This is a genomic window from Sulfurisphaera sp., assembly GCF_059755235.1.
On the sequence record NZ_DBPRYF010000046.1, the window covers coordinates 75,827 to 91,724 of the forward strand.

At 34.7% G+C, this 15,898-nt stretch carries 18 protein-coding genes; 6 read left to right on the top strand and 12 right to left on the bottom strand.

Annotated elements, in window-relative coordinates:
• Positions 1 to 10 precede the first annotated feature (10 nt).
• Positions 11 to 889 carry a heme o synthase gene (gene cyoE / locus AC3OCB_RS07290; RefSeq protein WP_498341963.1) on the top strand — a complete coding sequence of 293 codons (879 nt, stop codon included), beginning with the start codon at positions 11 to 13 and terminating at the stop codon, positions 887 to 889.
• 66 nt (positions 890 to 955) lie between these two features.
• On the opposite strand, the gene AC3OCB_RS07295 is transcribed toward cyoE, so the two are convergent.
• Positions 956 to 1,729, bottom strand: a complete 774-nt coding sequence (locus AC3OCB_RS07295; protein ID WP_498341694.1) for an enoyl-CoA hydratase/isomerase family protein — start codon at positions 1,727 to 1,729, stop codon at positions 956 to 958.
• A 92-nt stretch (positions 1,730 to 1,821) separates the two neighbouring features.
• Between AC3OCB_RS07295 and AC3OCB_RS07300 the strand changes: the two genes are divergently transcribed.
• Positions 1,822 to 2,379 carry a hypothetical protein gene (locus tag AC3OCB_RS07300; RefSeq protein ID WP_498341695.1) on the top strand — a complete coding sequence of 186 codons (558 nt, stop codon included), beginning with the start codon at positions 1,822 to 1,824 and terminating at the stop codon, positions 2,377 to 2,379.
• A gap of 65 nt (positions 2,380 to 2,444) precedes the next feature.
• Here the strand turns inward: AC3OCB_RS07300 and amrS are convergent, their stop codons facing one another.
• Entirely contained in the window at positions 2,445 to 3,500 is a 1,056-nt protein-coding gene (gene amrS, locus AC3OCB_RS07305) for an AmmeMemoRadiSam system radical SAM enzyme (protein WP_498341696.1), read from the bottom strand.
• A 30-nt stretch (positions 3,501 to 3,530) separates the two neighbouring features.
• Positions 3,531 to 3,884 carry a hypothetical protein gene (locus AC3OCB_RS07310; protein WP_498341697.1) on the bottom strand — a complete coding sequence of 118 codons (354 nt, stop codon included), beginning with the start codon at positions 3,882 to 3,884 and terminating at the stop codon, positions 3,531 to 3,533.
• Between the two features lie 17 nt (positions 3,885 to 3,901).
• Here AC3OCB_RS07310 and AC3OCB_RS07315 point away from each other — a divergent pair, with 17 nt between their 5' ends.
• Entirely contained in the window at positions 3,902 to 4,342 is a 441-nt protein-coding gene (locus AC3OCB_RS07315) for a DUF309 domain-containing protein (protein WP_498341699.1), read from the top strand.
• Here the strand turns inward: AC3OCB_RS07315 and AC3OCB_RS07320 are convergent.
• Complete coding sequence (locus tag AC3OCB_RS07320) at positions 4,271 to 4,759, bottom strand: adenosine-specific kinase (protein WP_498341700.1); 489 nt, start codon at positions 4,757 to 4,759, stop codon at positions 4,271 to 4,273. The two genes, AC3OCB_RS07315 and AC3OCB_RS07320, sit on opposite strands and share 72 nt — an antisense overlap.
• A gap of 80 nt (positions 4,760 to 4,839) precedes the next feature.
• A complete protein-coding gene (locus tag AC3OCB_RS07325) occupies positions 4,840 to 5,226 on the bottom strand; it encodes a hypothetical protein (protein ID WP_498341701.1) in 387 nt (128 codons plus the stop codon).
• Positions 5,227 to 5,276: 50 nt separating this feature from the next.
• On the opposite strand from AC3OCB_RS07325, the gene AC3OCB_RS07330 reads away from it, so the two are divergent.
• Positions 5,277 to 5,831: a hypothetical protein gene (locus tag AC3OCB_RS07330; protein WP_498341702.1), complete on the top strand. Its 555-nt coding sequence runs from the start codon at positions 5,277 to 5,279 to the stop codon at positions 5,829 to 5,831.
• On the opposite strand, the gene AC3OCB_RS07335 is transcribed toward AC3OCB_RS07330, so the two are convergent.
• Entirely contained in the window at positions 5,812 to 5,961 is a 150-nt protein-coding gene (locus AC3OCB_RS07335) for a hypothetical protein (RefSeq protein WP_498341703.1), read from the bottom strand. The two genes, AC3OCB_RS07330 and AC3OCB_RS07335, sit on opposite strands and share 20 nt — an antisense overlap.
• Before the next feature lie 78 nt (positions 5,962 to 6,039).
• Here AC3OCB_RS07335 and AC3OCB_RS07340 point away from each other — a divergent pair, with 78 nt between their 5' ends.
• Complete coding sequence (locus AC3OCB_RS07340; RefSeq protein ID WP_498341704.1) at positions 6,040 to 6,597, top strand: cupin domain-containing protein; 558 nt, start codon at positions 6,040 to 6,042, stop codon at positions 6,595 to 6,597.
• A gap of 3 nt (positions 6,598 to 6,600) precedes the next feature.
• Here the strand turns inward: AC3OCB_RS07340 and AC3OCB_RS07345 are convergent, their stop codons facing one another.
• On the bottom strand, positions 6,601 to 7,557 hold the full coding sequence (locus tag AC3OCB_RS07345) for a 3-hydroxyacyl-CoA dehydrogenase family protein (protein WP_498341706.1): 957 nt from the start codon (positions 7,555 to 7,557) through the stop codon (positions 6,601 to 6,603).
• Positions 7,558 to 7,657: 100 nt separating this feature from the next.
• Between AC3OCB_RS07345 and AC3OCB_RS07350 the strand changes: the two genes are divergently transcribed.
• Complete coding sequence (locus AC3OCB_RS07350) at positions 7,658 to 8,245, top strand: haloacid dehalogenase (protein ID WP_498341707.1); 588 nt, start codon at positions 7,658 to 7,660, stop codon at positions 8,243 to 8,245.
• Here the strand turns inward: AC3OCB_RS07350 and lysX are convergent.
• From lysX to AC3OCB_RS07375, 5 genes are read right to left on the bottom strand one after another with little or no spacing between them, the layout of a single operon-like run.
• Positions 8,233 to 9,081, bottom strand: a complete 849-nt coding sequence (gene lysX, locus AC3OCB_RS07355) for a lysine biosynthesis protein LysX (protein ID WP_498341708.1) — start codon at positions 9,079 to 9,081, stop codon at positions 8,233 to 8,235. The two genes, AC3OCB_RS07350 and lysX, sit on opposite strands and share 13 nt — an antisense overlap.
• Positions 9,078 to 12,227: a carbamoyl-phosphate synthase (glutamine-hydrolyzing) large subunit gene (gene carB, locus AC3OCB_RS07360; RefSeq protein WP_498341710.1), complete on the bottom strand. Its 3,150-nt coding sequence runs from the start codon at positions 12,225 to 12,227 to the stop codon at positions 9,078 to 9,080. The genes lysX and carB overlap by 4 nt, the downstream gene beginning before the upstream one ends.
• Positions 12,220 to 13,335: a glutamine-hydrolyzing carbamoyl-phosphate synthase small subunit gene (gene carA / locus AC3OCB_RS07365; RefSeq protein ID WP_498341711.1), complete on the bottom strand. Its 1,116-nt coding sequence runs from the start codon at positions 13,333 to 13,335 to the stop codon at positions 12,220 to 12,222. Before carA ends, carB begins: the two co-directional genes overlap by 8 nt.
• Positions 13,322 to 14,659 (bottom strand): argininosuccinate lyase, encoded by a 1,338-nt coding sequence (argH, locus tag AC3OCB_RS07370; RefSeq protein ID WP_498341712.1) that lies wholly within the window; start codon positions 14,657 to 14,659, stop codon positions 13,322 to 13,324. The genes carA and argH overlap by 14 nt, the downstream gene beginning before the upstream one ends.
• Positions 14,659 to 15,831 (bottom strand): argininosuccinate synthase, encoded by a 1,173-nt coding sequence (locus AC3OCB_RS07375; RefSeq protein ID WP_498341713.1) that lies wholly within the window; start codon positions 15,829 to 15,831, stop codon positions 14,659 to 14,661. The genes argH and AC3OCB_RS07375 overlap by 1 nt, the downstream gene beginning before the upstream one ends.
• Between the last annotated feature and the right edge of the window lie 67 nt (positions 15,832 to 15,898).

A 15,898-nucleotide genomic window follows, 5' to 3' on the forward strand; every position in this document is an offset into this window, starting at 1 on the left:
CGTGAGAGTTATGTCGATAACGATGTCACAAAAACTAATTGATTATATCAAACTTTCAAAGCCAAATGTTATTAGTTTACTAGACTTGGCTGCAATTACTGGGTTTGTCTTAGGATTACCTAAGAGTATTAATCTTACTAGCCTTGTAATAAGCTTTCTTGCAGTGTTAATTGGTGGTAGTTTAGCTGCAGGTGGAGGTATGATCATAAATGGTGGACTTGAAATAGAAAGGGACAAAAAGATGAAGAGAACTTCCAAAAGACCAACAGTTAAAGGAGAAGTAAATAGGAAGGAAGCCTATACAGTTGGAGCTATCTTCATAACTGCCGGTGTTCTGTTAGGATTCTTGGCTAATCCTTTAACAGCTCTTTTTATTGCTTTGGGAGCGTTTATCTACGTTGTTATATACTCCATATGGCTGAAACCAAGAACTTGGTGGAATATAGTGATCGGTGGTTTCGCTGGAAGTGCCGCTGCTTGGGCAGGCTTTGCAGCTAGTAGTAACTCCTTTTCAGTCTTATCATTCTTGCTAGGCTTCTTAATATTTATGTGGACACCGGGTCATTTTTGGTCCCTTGCATTAAGGTTCCGTGATGATTATAAGAATGCAGAAATTCCCATGTTACCAATTTTGACCGATGAAAAAACCGCAGCAAAGGCTATAGCGGTTTCTAATGCTCTTATGGTACCCTTTGCGTTATTGATTGGATTATATGCTGGAGGTATTATTTACATGATAGTTGCGAGCCTTACATCAGCTCTGCTACTATATACTTCAGTTAAATTGTACTTAAATCCTACAAAAGATGAGGCTTGGGAGTCCTTTAAATTGTCCTCTCCATATTTAGCAATAATATTAATTGCGTTGATAATAATAAAATTAATTTAGTATATACAAAAAATACTTTTGGCTTAAACTTTTATTTCAAATTGGTTTTTATCTTAAAAAAGAAGATTACTTACCTTTAAATTGAGCTTTTCTCTTTTCTAAGAAAGCATTAACTCCTTCTTTTTGATCTTCTGTACTAAATACAACTCCCCATCCTAGGCTTTCCATATTCAACCCAGCTAATTCTGGTATGTCAAGTCCTTGATTTACTAGAAGTTTAATTAAAGTCATTGAAATAGGAGGCTTTTCGGCTAGCTTTAACGCAAAGTTTCTTGTCTCTTGTTCTAAGTCTTTTAATGGAACAACTTTATTGACCAATCCAAATCTCTCTGCCTCTTTGGCAGGTATTCTATCTCCTGTTAACATCATCTCCAGTGCTTTTCCTTTTCCAATTATTCTTATTAATCTCTGAGTTCCGCCGAAACCCGGATAAATTCCTAGATTAATCTCTGGTAATCCTAATTGTGCTTCTTCTGCTGCAATCCTTATATCGCATGCTAAAGCAATTTCAAGACCTCCTCCTAGAGCATAACCATTTATCATTGCTATTGTAGGTTTAGGAGAATTTTCTATATAATCTATGAGCTCCCTTCCACTTTTAGCAAATTGCCAAGCAGTATATCCGTTGAGCGTCTTAAATTCAGAAATATCTGCTCCGGCACAAAATGCCTTTCCATTGCCCGTTATTACTATTACTTTTACTTCTTGGTCTATAAGAAAATTATCAATACTTTCCCTCAGTTCTTTTATCAGCTGTTGGTTTATGGCATTCAGTTTATCTGGTCTATTTAAATATATCCAACCTATCGGAGCCTCTTTTTTTGTTACAATTGTTTCCATAAAATCTACATAGAGATCAAACTTATAAATAATGGGGGAATAGCAAAAAACTTTGAAAAAGGCTTTTAAGATCTTATTCAGTAAAAAATATTATGAGAAGAGACATTAAACCATTATTATTCTCTGCTATTTCAATTATACCATTTGCTGGTAGTTCTATTTCTTCTTATATTTTGTCTGATTATCTAAAAGACTTCTTTGAAAACATCAGATATTTACCCCTTATGATAGGATTATCCTCTTTATCCTCATTAATTTTGGCTTATTACTATCTCAGACAATGGATGATAGAAATTATTGCAATAGTGGTAATAGCCCCTATACTTATATCTTATCTAAATAGTAGAAGATATGAGAATATAAAAATAGATGTTAATGAGTATTACATAGAAATAAAATTCGAAGTACCAATGAAGAAGTTTTCCTTCGATAATCCCTCGACTCTTTTTGAATATGTTTTTGACAAGGCTCTTAAAAAAATAAAGCCTCCTTACTTATTTAAACTTAGAAACTTGGATAACTGCGGAAATCTAAAAGTAATTCCTAAAGAGAGCTCAATTGTATTAAGAAAACGATGCGGCGATACAGTAGTAGAGATAATAATTGCAAATAACGATAAAGCAAATCTAAAAGTTACCATGACATACTAATTTTATCTCCTCTTTTCCATGTTATTTTGTGCTCTTTAACGTGTAAAATTTCATTAAAAAAAGATTCACATAAAAACTGATTCAAATCTATCTTCAAAGGCATGTTTTGATAGTTTACCTACTATAGGCAGTTTATAGCCACAGTATGAACACCTCATATCGTCAGTTAAGTGCCACTCCAAGATTCTAAACCCGTCTCTTCTAATTACCATATTACCACAATGAGGACAGTATGTGTTCTCGTAAGGATGGCCTGGAACGTTCCCGATATAAACATAATTAAACCCAAGCTCTTTTGCTAGTTTATAGTGAGCTTCAAGAGTTTCAACCGGTGTTAAAGGTAAATAATCAAGCTTATAGTCAGGGTGAAATCTCAAAAAGTGTATAGGGACGTCCGGTCCTAAAATTTCATAGAGTTTAGTAAGAAGATTCTTAGCTGCCTCTAGACTATCCCCGATTTTTGGCACAATTAAATCCGTAATTTCTACATGAATACCTTCTTCTTTTAGTGCTTTTATTGTCTCAATTATAGGCTCGGGGCCAGATGCACCAGTATACCTTTTCATAAATTTAGGCTCACCGTTACCTTTAAAATCAACAGTTGCTGCGTCAAGGAAATCTTTCACATAATCGACAAGTTCTGGTGTCCAATAACCATTTGTAACCATTGTATTGAATAACCCTTTCTTTCTTGCAATGACTCCCGTATCATGAGCAAATTCTGCAAATATTGCAGGTTCATTATAAGTATAAGTCATTCCTTCTGCTTCATATGCTAAAGCCATATCAACTAGCTCTTCTGGTGACAAGTCAGCTCCTTCAGCTCTCCTTCTTTGACTTATATCATAGTTCTGACAGTACATGCACATCCAATTACAACCAAATGTGGAGAAAGAAAACACTTTAGAGCCAGGATAAAAGTGAACGAGTGGTTTCTTCTCTATGGGATCAACATGAGCCGCCGCTACTTTACCGTAAACGTCAAGATAAAGCTTACCGTTATGGACAGATCTTACTCCACAAAATCCTATTTGTCCCTCTCCTATTAAACATCTTCTAGCACATGCAAGACATCTTACTTTACTATCTTCTTTTTTATAAAGTACTGCTTCTTTACTCACATATGATTTATCTCATTTGTAGAATAAAAATCATGTGCAAAATGAAATGTACATTTCATCTTCGTCGCAAATATTTAATAGATTGCTTTTGTATCTCTTTTCTATTTCTCCCTTTATCTCTTTCCAAGTATATTCATCAAGATCTTTAACGTAAATAAGGTAAACTAGGTTTTTATTATCCTTTGTGTAAACGTCAACTACAATGGTTGGATAAGTTACTTTCTTTTCCACAATTTCTACCTCCTCATAGTAAACATCTATTATATTTACATCTTTTAGGCTCGAAAAGACCTCATCTAATGGTTTCCAAATTTCATTTAAAGAGAGCGGTTGTTCTATTTCATATTCTGTCTCCTTCCCTCTTTCATAAAATTTCTTAAACATGACTGAGATCTACTACTGTGAAAAGAGTAATTTATTTTTACCCTAAAGAGTGTTGTGACAAAAATATAAAGGAAAAATTGAGGAATTTAGGCATTAATGTCATTGATGTAAGAACATGTAAATACGTTGAAATTGACACTTATGAGAACAAGAAAATAGAAGAGATACTAGGAAAACCTCTATTTATCAGCAAAAGAGAGCCTTTTGAAAAACTCTTTTTTAATGCAAGGTTTTGGGAATCGCACGAAATATTAGAGGAAAAATGGAGAAGAGAATCGGACGAAAAAAAGAAGAAATATCTTCAAGCTTTAATACTTCTTTCTGCTTCTATGGTTAAATATTGTAAGGGAGAAAAAGAAGTTTCGAATTCACTTCTGGAAAAGGCTTTATCTCTTATATCCGAACTTCCTGAGGAGCTCCTTCCTCTCTTTTATGTCAGCTTCTGTCTCAATACCTAATGGAGTAAAGCCATCAACAACTCCTATAACTCCCCTCCCCTGATCGGTTTCAGCCACTAAAACTTGTAATGGATTTGCTGTAGCAGCAAAAATCCTTACAACCTCTTCAACATTCTTTATCCTGTTAACTACGTTTATTGGAAAACCGTTTTTTATATATATTACAAACGTATGACCAGACGCTATTTTTAACGCAGTTTGTTGAGCAATCTTTATTAGCTCTTCATCATTTCCATCCCATCTAATTAGTCTCTTTCCGCTTGCCTCACAGAAGGCTATCCCAAACTTTATATAAGGGCTTGATGAGGCTAATGTCTCATACAGGTCTTCTACCGTTTTGATAAAATGAGATTGACCTATTATTACGTTTGTACCTTCTGGTATGTCGACTTTAACTATGTCAATTTTTACACTCATACTATATACTTAGAAAACAAAGTAAAAACTTTTCAGTCGAGGACCACATCATCATACCCTCAGTTGTACTCCCGTTCACATCATGAGTGTAAATATGCGTAGTTAAGCACAACTTCAGTATTTGAATTAACAGTTATACTTTTAGTAAGGTGGAACACAGTAAAAAAGATTGTGTAGTTACCTGGTGGAACATAAAATACTGCTTCTCCTTGATTATTCGTGAGTGTTTGATTGTAGAATTTTCCATTTAAGTATAGCCAAACATCAGCAGAAGGTAATGCTTGTGTACCACCAAAAGGCCCATAGTTTACATAGATCTTTACTATTAACTCATAGTTTCCATTTACTGCTGTACCACCTAAGTTTGTTACTGTTATCGTAGTCTTATACGAATTAAATGCATAGACTCCTACTGCAGTTAAAATTATAACTAGTACTGCCAACGCAAGGTAAATGTTTTTGTTCATCGCCATCTTTTAGATAAACCTAATATATAAGTTCAATCTAAAGTATTACTGTGTCGCAAAAGCTGTTAGAAGCTTTTAAAGTAGTTTTGAAAAACGATAAGTCCACCTTTAGGAGGTATATTGTACTAGGTTCCTTTGATGGTTTGTTGGTAGCATTAAGTATAATTATTTCGTCAGCTGTATCGAAAACTCCAATATCTAAGATAATACCACTTACAGTCTCTGGGATTGTTGGTGTCTCTATTTCATCAATGTGGAATACAATTGTAGCAGAGTATAAGGAAAAAGAAGAGGAATTGAAAGCATTAGAAAGACAAATAATGAGATCTTTAAAAGGGACTGTATATGACTATAGTTTTAAAATAAGTGTTACACTAGCTACATTAGCTCATACTCTTTCTCCTTTCATTGGTTTAGTTCCTTTAATAATCTACATTATTACAAAAAATACTACATTAACTATATTGTTATCGGCTGCGTCACTTTCGATACTAGGAATTATTTATGAAGGAGAACTTAAAGACAAATTGGTTACGATGATCTTAATGGTTATAGCTGGAATAATATCTGCGTTACTTTCGATCCTTATAACCACCACCCTGTAGTACTCCAGCAACCATATCTTTCATAGAGATCTATACAAGTTTTCTTATCTCCTTTCTGGCATTTCTCACACATCTCACCATAATCTCTTACTGTTTCTTCGTCACAAATTATCCTTCCACAAATTTCCACACATTTTTTTCCTTCCGAAATTATATAGCAACTTTTCATGTCAGTCATCTTTTTAAATTACTTATACTATTTATACATATGTCTAAGACTCTTCAACGCATTGATAAACAATCTGAGATTATAAAGGAAAAAGCTAAAGAAATAATTAATGAAATAGAAAATGAAACTGAAGATCTTAAAATTGTAGCCTTTATGGAACATACTACACCTCCACCTCAAGTTAGTCCTAAAGTTGTAAAGTTTAATAAAATTTTGGATCTACTAAAGCTCCTAGCAAAAGATAATCCTGTAGAAAAAGGAGTAGCCAAAGTAATGTTATATTCACCAAGCACCGGCAGATCGAGAGGATTGACACCCACAATGATGCCTGGTTTTCAATACTTATCCCCTAAAGCGACAACTAAACCACACTCTCATAATATGGCATCAATCTATCTAGTAGTAAAAGGGAAGGGTTACTCTGTTGTTGGAGGAAAGAAATTAGAATGGGAAGAAGGAGATGTGTTTGTGGCTCCAGCAAATCTAGTACATTACCATGTAAACACATCTGACACCGAAGAAGCTGTGTTATTCGATGTAACAGATTCTGGGTTATTAGAGAATTTAGGAATATTAGAATTTAAAGAAGAAGAATAAAAATCAAATCTTCCCTCTTAATAGCTTTATAAGAGAAATCAATTTTTCATCTCTCCATCTTGATAATTCTTGGAACGATTTACTCTTTATAAACTCATATTCTTTCATTCCTTCAACTGATCTTATTACTCCAGTATAAGGGAATTTATCATATTTCGCTAATGTATGCATCCACTCGTTTGCACCATATCCAAATCCTCTACTGAAGAAATATTCAAGTCCTCCTTCACCTCCGCCTAGATGATAAGTTAAGAAAGGACCCATGAAAGCCCATCTTAAACCTATTGCAGCTGTCATAACTTTATCGATATCTTCTACAGTTGCTATTCCTTCATCTACAAGATATACAGCCTCTCTAAATAAGGCAAAAGCAAGTCTATTACCCAAGAATCCAGGTACTTCTTTCTTCAAAGTGACAACCACTCTTTCCAGTTTGTTTTCCATAAAATCTTTAGTGGCGTTTATTGTTTCTTGAGAGGTCTTTTCTCCGGGTACAATTTCAACTAAGGGAAGTAAATGTGGTGGATTCCAAGGATGAGCTATGATCCCTCTTTCTGGGTATCTTTGCATTGCTTTTTGGATTTCGGTCATTAACAAACCAGATGTACTGCTGGCCAAGATCACGTCTTTATCTAATTTTTCGTCGAGTTGTTTGAACAAGGCTTTTTTTACGCCATATTCCTCAATAATTGCTTCCAAGACTAAATCGGTATTACTTATTGCTTCATCAAAATTAGTTGTAGGATGAACTTTTTGTAAGTAATAACCTGGCTCTTTGTCTACTAGCTTATAGTCATACAACACTTGCAGGTATCCTTTTATTTTTGCTACTCCTTTATCTAAAGTTTCTTTTTTCTCTGTATAAAACCAATTGTCATACCCTTTTAGAGCAAGAAGAGTGCTCCAACCTGCACCAATTACCCCTGCACCAATTACGGAAATGTTTTTTATTTCTCTCATAAGGTTTAAAAAGTATAAGTAATATAAGTATTTTTCTTCCAACGACTAATATAAAACTGCTTTTCAAGTAGGTTTAAGTATTTATGCCAAACTTGATTATATGCTTGTTGATGAAATAAAAGATTACGTAAACAAAGTCTCTCCTAAACTTCAAGAAAGGTTTGACAAAAGAGAAAAGGTTCTACTTATAGCTAGAGAAGTTATAAGGTATTCAGGCGAAACTATTTCACTTTCTCATAGATTAAAAATGACAGAAGCTAAGGAAAAATATTCACTTGCTATACAGAAACTTAACGAATTAAAAAAGATAATTGATGAATATCCAGAACTACTATATGGAGATATAGGTACAGCTTTCCAAGAAATTGCTGAGGCTTCGATTGTAATTTCAATGTATTTTGGTGATAAACTTAAGACAAGTGAAGATTTAGGCATACCAGAAATTTACTATATTTTAGGAATTGCAGACGCCATAGGAGAAATGAGAAGAAGAGTATTAGAACTACTAAGAAAAGACCAAAAGGAAGAAGCTGAAGAGACATTTAAAACTATGGAAGAGTTATACGAACTACTCTGGACTTTAGAATATCCAAAAGCCACTGTGCCTGGATTAAGACAAAAAATTGATTCATTAAGAAGATTAATAGAGGAAACAAATCATGACCTATTCCTTGCTCACTTAGAATAATTTTCTTTAATATAGTCTACCAGCTTTTGTGGTACATTAATACTTGTCGCTAACATAAATCCCTTAAATTCAGGTACATCATTGAGCTCGTTGATTACATAGCCTTTTGCTGGATGCTCTAGTATATCTACTGATACAAATTCACCACGAAGTATTCCTAATGCCTTACCCACAGTCTCTTTTAATTTATCATCAACTTCTAACTTCGTTGGTGTCCCTCCTAACGCTACATTAGCCCTCCATTCATTTGGTGGGATATTTCTTGCGTAACATCCTATAACTTCTCCTCCTATTCCTATACACCTTATGTCCCTACCTTTATATTGTATATATTCTTGAACAATATGGGCCTTTAACGCTGAGTTACCCATTAGTTCTCTATGTTCAATTATAGTCTTCCCTTCGAATATATCCCTAATTAGAGATACAAGCCTTCCCCAACTTCCTATTGGTGGTTTATCAATAAGTGGGAATCCTTTTTGCTCATAAGCCTTTAAAGCAGCATCTGCAGATAATGCAATAATTGAGTCTGGAATTGGTATCCCTTCCCTGTAAAGTTTCGAGTATGTAAGTATCTTATCACCACAAACATTTATGACGTCCGTAGAATTGATTGTATGAACACCGGCAGCCTCCAGTACTGCAGCAGCATATAATGCTCTATACATACTCACGGGTCTTATTATCGCCACATTGTATCTGCCTAATGCTTTGTTAAAGGGTAGTGGCTCTTGGGCTACATTTATTATATCATACTCTACTTTATTTTCTTCTAGAGTTTTAGCTATTAACTTCTCTTCTTGTCTTACTATATCAACAATTAATGCTACTCTCATATCCCTGCACCATATTCACTTATTTCATAATACGTTACGTTTGGATAAGAAAAAGCTCTAGTAACTTCTGCTCCTAATCTACCATTTAATATGATTGGTATATTATAATCCACGGCAATACGCCTCACCTCATAATCTATATGTTTAAGATAACCATCGGTTACTACAATTTCAACTTTTCTGTCTCTTATTAAGTCTGAGATTTCTTTAACATCCTTCTCTTCAATTCCAATACTTGCCTCTTTTAAGGTATAAGTCTTTAATCCGTACTCTTCCAAGTTCTTTGCTGCTATTCTTAGATATTCTATGTTAGATTTACCATAAACTATACCTATTCCCCCTTTATTTGGTATTCTGTTTGGTGGAGCAGTCAACCAACTCTTTATTAAGGCATCATAAAAGTCTACACCTAATGAGGCTCCTTCTCCAGTACTTCTCATTTCAGGTCCTAAGAAGGGATAAGCACCCTTTAACTGAGCCCATGAAAATTGTGGAGATTTAACCCCCCATGCTTTTGGTTTTAATTCAACAAATTCGTCATTATCAAATCCTTTTGAAATTCCATCTAGAGCCAAACTTATGATATTTTTCCCTACTACCTTACTACTAAATGGCATTGATCTACTCGCTCTTAAATTAAGCTCTATTATATATGGTTCACCATTCTTTGATACAAATTGCACATTAAATGGACCTTTGATCTCTAGTTCTCTTACTATTGCATGGACGTTTTCTTTCATCTTAGCTGCTTCATTTGAAGAGAGCTTTCTATATGGAATTGACATTGTTGCATCGCCGCTATGAACACCCGCTTCTTCTACGTGTTCCATTATAACTCCATAAACTCCTTTTCCATCAGATGCAGCATCTATCTCAGCCTCTATCGCGTCGCTTATGTACTTAGAAACTACAACCGGATGTTCTGGTGATAATTCAGTTGCTTTTTTCAAATACTCTGTTAGCTCTGCGTCATTATTTACTATCTTCATTGAAGAACCGCTAAGTACATAGCTTGGTCTAACTAGCACCGGATAACCTACTTTACTTATAAATTCTTTGACTTCTTCAACTGATCTAGCTGATATCCATTCTGGCTGTTTAATTCCTAGTTTATCTAGTAACTTGGAGAACTTTTCTCTATCCTCAGCCATGTCTACACTGCTACCCGAAGTGCCAAGAAGCCTAACTCCTGCTTCTTCCAGTTTCTTTGATATGTTATTTCCGATCTGTCCTCCAGTGAAAGTAGCTACATAAGTAAAGTTCTCTTTTCTCACCAAGTCTAAAATCCTTTCTACGCTTATTTCATCAAAATATAGTTTTCTAGCAATATCCCAATCTGTTGATACTGTTTCTGGATTATAATTAAGAATAGATACTTCATTAAAGTAACGTAACGAGCTGTCTAATAGTGAAACGACGCTCCAATCGAATTCAACTGATACACCTATTCTAAAACCACCGGCACCAACTATTAGCAATTTATTATTCGAAGTAGAAAATTCAATATCATCATCACTACCATTGTAAGTTACATACAAATAATTAGTAACTGCTGGCCATTCTCCAGCTAATGTGTCTATCTGTTTTACTTTCGGTTCTATTTTCCAGTCCTCTCTTAACTTTCTTATCTCATTTTCACTTTTCCCATAAGCTTTTGCTAATTGAAAATCACTAAAACCTAATCTTTTTGCTTTGATTAACGTGTCTTTATTTACTTCTCTCTGTTTTTTAACCTCCTCATAAAACTCTGTTAGTGCCCTTATTTTATTTAGAAAGAACTTGCTTACTCCAGTAGCCTCATAGACTTCCTCTACTGTAGCACCTTCTTTAAAGGCTTTTGCAGCATAAAGGAACCAGTAAGGTTTCCTTTCTCTTAGATGTTTTAAGGCTTCTTCTTTATTCATCCTTGAATTGTAGATTTTACCACCAACGATACCCGGCTCTCCTATATCTAACATTCTTACAGCTTTTTGCAATGCTTCCTCAAACGACCTTCCAATGCTCATAATCTCTCCAACACTTTTCATTTCGCTAGCAAGAGTGTTTTCGACGTTTTCAAACTTAGCCAGATCCCATCTTGGTATTTTTATCACGACGTAATCAAGACTTGGTTCAAAGCACGCACACGTGCTTCCAGAGACTTTATTTAACACTTCTTGCAACGTATAGCCTAAAGAAAGTTTGGCTGAAACATAAGCTAATGGATAACCTGTAGCTTTACTTGCTAATGCACTAGACCTCGACATTCTTGGATTTGTCTCTATGATGAAGTAGTTATAACCTTTAGGATCTAACGCAAACTGTACGTTACACTCTCCAACTAAATCAATTGCCTTTGCTACATCAATTGACATAGCTCTCATATCTTGGAATTCTTTGTTATCTAAAGTCTGACAAGGAGAGATAACGGTAGACTCTCCGGTATGAACACCCATTGGATCTAAGTTTTCTATGCAAGCTATTACAGCAGAATTGCCTTTCTTATCTCTCATAACCTCGTATTCGAGTTCAATCCAGTGATGTAGATACTTCTCAATAAGAACTTCATGAATATAACTTTGGCTTAGTGCTCTTCCAATGTTTTTCTTTAATTCTTCCTCATTCCAAGCTACAATAGATCCTCTTCCACCTAAGTTGAAGCTAACTCTTACCATGACTGGATATCCAATCTGTCTTGCTTTTTCCAAAGCCTCTTCTTCACTTGTTGCAGACATACTTGGAGGAACGGGTAAACCTACTTTTATCATCGTCTCTCTAAATTCTTCTCTGCTAAGAGCTCTTTCAATACCTTCGACCGGAGTACCTAGTACTTTTACACCATATTTCTGCAAAATCCCTTTTTTGTATAAATCAACACCGACATTAAGAGCTGTTTGCCCACCAAACCCTATCATAATACCGTCTGGTCTTTCTCTCTCTATAACCTTTTCAACTGCCCACCATGTTACGGGAATCATATAAAGCTTATCCGCAAACTTCCTGCTTGTCTGAACAGTAGCTACGTTAGAATTTACTAAGATTGTCTCAATCCCTTCTTCTCTTAAAGCCTTTAATGCTTGACTTCCAGAGTAATCAAATTCTGCAGCTTCTGCTATCTTTATTGGACCAGAGCCTATAACTAAAACCTTTTTGATGTTTTCATGCATTTTTATTCACCATTTTCTTAAACCTATCAAATACCCATGTAACATCCCAAGGGCCAGGTCTTGCTTCTGGATGGAATTGAGTTGTAATTATTGGAAGCTTTTCATGTATCCATCCTTCAACAGTCCCATCATCTGGATTATAAAACCAAAGCTTGGCATTAGGTGGTAAATCTTCTTTTGACAAAATGCCATAGCCGTGATTATGCGTTGTAATATAACATTTATTATCATTTGTATCAACAACTGGCTTATTTATTGCCCTATGACCAAATTTCATTTTTTTAACTTTACCACCCATAGCCAATGTAGCTACTTGATGGCCTAAACAAATGCCTAATGTTGGAATTTTATACTCACTTAGTTCCTTAAAGTTCTTTATTACATCATTAAGTAAGTTTGGGTTTCCAGGGCCATTGCCAAACACTATACCCTTTGGATAAAAATTCATTATTTGGTCGGCAGTAAATTTACATGGAACTCTGATAATTGTAAACCCTCTTTGATGAAGCTGGTATATTATCCCATGTTTTGTTCCACAATCAACTAAGACTATTGTATCACCAGAGTTACCTACATGAACCACTGGTGCTTTTGGTGAAGTAAATTGAGTAAAATCTATTTCGTCGTATTTCTTTTCCAAGAATTTCTTAGGATCTTCAAGTTCATATCCAGATGCAATAACTCCCATCATTACTCCTCTACTTCTTACTTTCTTTACTATACTTCTAGTATCAACGTCAGATACACCCGGCACTCCTTCGCTTGATAACCATTCATGAAGACTCTTTTGGGAATTCCACTTATACGGATCTGTTTCTTCAGCCACTACTAAACCTTCAATTTGGATTTCCTCTGATTCAAAGTTTGTAAGGATTCCATTGACTCTTTGTTTTTCTGGTACACCGTAATTACCAACAAGCGGATGAGTTATTACAAGTATTTGCCCTCGGTATGATGGGTCTGTTAAACTTTCTGGGTAACCGTTCATTGAAGTAGTAAAAACTATTTCTCCAGCTCTTATCGTTTTAGCTCCAAATCCACATCCTTCTATTAAAGTACCGTCTTCTAAGTACAAATATCCTTTATAGCCTCTTTTACAATATGTCATCTTCAATTACCTCTAACTCATTCATTTTTCCTATTATTTTTTCTTCATAACTTTTTAATTTATTCTCATCTTCTTGCAACTTTGTTTCTTTAATTTTTATCTCTTCTGTTATTAGTTCTGGATTTGGCGAACCTATTACTTGTTTCTTCTGTATAGAAGTTTTTGGAGAAATTTCAGATGTAAAAGTGCCCGCTCTTATCTTGTCAGCTACCTCCATATAAGCTTTTCTATATGGAATTCCGGTGATAGCTAAATCCTCTGCTACATCTGTTGCAGTAATCTTATCGTCTATTTTGAACTCTTTTACTTCAATACCCTTAATTATTGAGTTAATTACTTCTAAAGAAGGAATTACTATTTTTATACAATTCCAATAGTGCTTATTCATCTCTTGTAAATCTAGATTATATCCCGAAGGTAAACCTTTATAGATAGTTACTAATGAGGTTAAATCTCCGAAACACTCACCAGCTTTACTTCTCAAGACCTCTAGTGTTACTGCGTTTCTTTTTTGAGGCATCAAACTACTTGTACTTACGTGAGAATCTGGTAATTTAACAACTCCAATAAACATTGAAGAAAGAAGAATAAGGTCTTCAGCTATTCTACTTAAAAATAACATAGCTAAAGAAAGACTTGAAATGGCATTTATTAGGTCTAATCTTGATGACGTTGCTGATATTGTATTATAAATTATATCATCAAAGCCTAGCATTTCAGCCTCTCTTTTCCTATCTAATTTAACGTTAGTACCTACTATTGCACCACTACCTAGCGGAGATCTATTTATTAAAAGAAGAGAATTAAATAAGTAATTCCAAACAGTTGAGATCTCTTCTTCTATGTAAAGCAAGTAGTGTGATAAAGTGGACGGCTGAGCTGGTTGAAAATGCGTATAAACTGGAAATAAAATTTCTTTACTGTTTTTACTCTTTTCTATGCATGTTTTCCTTAAAGAAATTAAATCATAAAGAATTTCTATAAGATATTTTCTCATTCTTAATCTTAAAGCAGTAGCCACATGATCGTTTCTACTTCTGCCTAATCCTACGTTTCCCCCTTCTTCACCAACCATTTTTATTATATGATCTTCTAAAGCTTCATGAACGTCTTCGTATCCCTCTTTCATCTCGTTAAAGGAATTTATTGCATCCAAAATTTTGACAGTAGTTTCTTTTTTAAGATAACCGGATAAGTATAGTTCAATAACATGAGCCTTCATAACAAGTTTTACTTCTTCAACAATCTCTTTATCACTCTCAATTGAAGAAGTATAAGTGGAAACAAAGTCCTTCTCTGATCCCCATCTTCGATATAAAACCACTACTCTCTCACCTGTCTTACCAATAGCGAGTGCATACCGAATATCTCAATGAACCCTTTAGCCATTTCGTCAGTTGGATACCATCCTTTGTTGTAACTCGCAATTTTCTCAGAGAACGGAGAGTACTTGGCATCTCTTCTAAGTATTCTAAGTCCATTTCCTTCTATCTCAACCTTTACTTCTCCGCTTACCCATTTGTTTAGATTATCTCCCGCTACTTGTAATGTATCTCTCAATGGTTCAAACCATAATCCTTGATAGACTAAATCAGACCATTGAGAATCTATCATCTTTTTGAATCTTAATTCTAGTGGTGAATACACAGTTTTTTCTAAGTCCTTATGTGAATTTATAAGAACCAAAGCAGCAGGTGTTTCATAAACTTCTCTAGACTTAAACCCTACAACTCTATTTTCTAGATGTTCTATCCTTCCGTAGCCATATGAGCCTACAAGCTCGTTCAACAATTGAACAATCTTAACTAGATCCATTTTTTCATTATTTATAGCGACTGGAATTCCCTTTTCAAACTCTATGCTAAGTTTTAGCTTTCCACTATTTTTCTTCTTAGTCCATTCAAATGCATCTTCTGGTACTTCTTTTGAAGGATCTGAAATATCGTCCCCTTCTATACTTCTTCCCCAAAGGTTTTCATCAATACTGTACTTACTACTTTCAGTCTTTATTGGAATTCCTCTCGCTTTCGCAAACTCAATTTCTTTCTCTCTTGTCATATTCCATATTCTTGCTGGTGCTATTAGTTTTGCCTCTGGATATAACGCTTTTACTGCCAGATCGAATCTTACTTGGTCATTCCCTTTTGAGGTAGACCCGTGAGCTATATATTCTGCGCCTTCTTTTTTAGCTATTTCTACTGCCTTCTGTGCTATTAATGGTCTTGCTAATGCAGTTGATAGTGGGTATACATCTTCATATAATGAGTTCATCTTTATTGAATAAGAAATGTAGCCTTCCGCAAATTCTTTTTTTGCATCTATTGTATAATGCTTTAATGCTCCTGCAATGTAAGCTCTTTTTTCTATATCTTCAAAATTATCTTTTTGCCCTACATCTACAGTAAGTGTTATAACGTCAGCGTTAAAGGTTTCTTTTAGCCATCTTATTGCTACTGTTGTGTCTAAACCTCCCGAGTATGCAAGAACGATTTTCATTCCGTCAATCAACATGAAAAAGAGATTTAAAAAGAATGAGGATAATGAAAAAAACGTATTCTCTAAA

Excerpts from the sequence above, each read along its gene's own strand:
- cyoE (WP_498341963.1), top strand. The coding sequence starts at position 11 with ATGTCGATAACGATGTCACAAAAACTAATTGATTATATCAAACTTTCA.
- lysX (WP_498341708.1), bottom strand. The coding sequence starts at position 9,081 with ATGAGAGTAGCATTAATTGTTGATATAGTAAGACAAGAAGAGAAGTTA.
- carA (WP_498341711.1), bottom strand. The coding sequence starts at position 13,335 with ATGACATATTGTAAAAGAGGCTATAAAGGATATTTGTACTTAGAAGAC.
- AC3OCB_RS07375 (WP_498341713.1), bottom strand. The coding sequence starts at position 15,831 with ATGAAAATCGTTCTTGCATACTCGGGAGGTTTAGACACAACAGTAGCA.
- AC3OCB_RS07300 (WP_498341695.1), top strand. The coding sequence starts at position 1,822 with ATGAGAAGAGACATTAAACCATTATTATTCTCTGCTATTTCAATTATA.
- AC3OCB_RS07295 (WP_498341694.1), bottom strand. The coding sequence starts at position 1,729 with ATGGAAACAATTGTAACAAAAAAAGAGGCTCCGATAGGTTGGATATAT.
- carB (WP_498341710.1), bottom strand. The coding sequence starts at position 12,227 with ATGCATGAAAACATCAAAAAGGTTTTAGTTATAGGCTCTGGTCCAATA.
- AC3OCB_RS07325 (WP_498341701.1), bottom strand. The coding sequence starts at position 5,226 with ATGAACAAAAACATTTACCTTGCGTTGGCAGTACTAGTTATAATTTTA.
- AC3OCB_RS07350 (WP_498341707.1), top strand. The coding sequence starts at position 7,658 with ATGCTTGTTGATGAAATAAAAGATTACGTAAACAAAGTCTCTCCTAAA.
- AC3OCB_RS07340 (WP_498341704.1), top strand. The coding sequence starts at position 6,040 with ATGTCTAAGACTCTTCAACGCATTGATAAACAATCTGAGATTATAAAG.
- AC3OCB_RS07320 (WP_498341700.1), bottom strand. The coding sequence starts at position 4,759 with ATGAGTGTAAAAATTGACATAGTTAAAGTCGACATACCAGAAGGTACA.
- AC3OCB_RS07310 (WP_498341697.1), bottom strand. The coding sequence starts at position 3,884 with ATGTTTAAGAAATTTTATGAAAGAGGGAAGGAGACAGAATATGAAATA.
- AC3OCB_RS07345 (WP_498341706.1), bottom strand. The coding sequence starts at position 7,557 with ATGAGAGAAATAAAAAACATTTCCGTAATTGGTGCAGGGGTAATTGGT.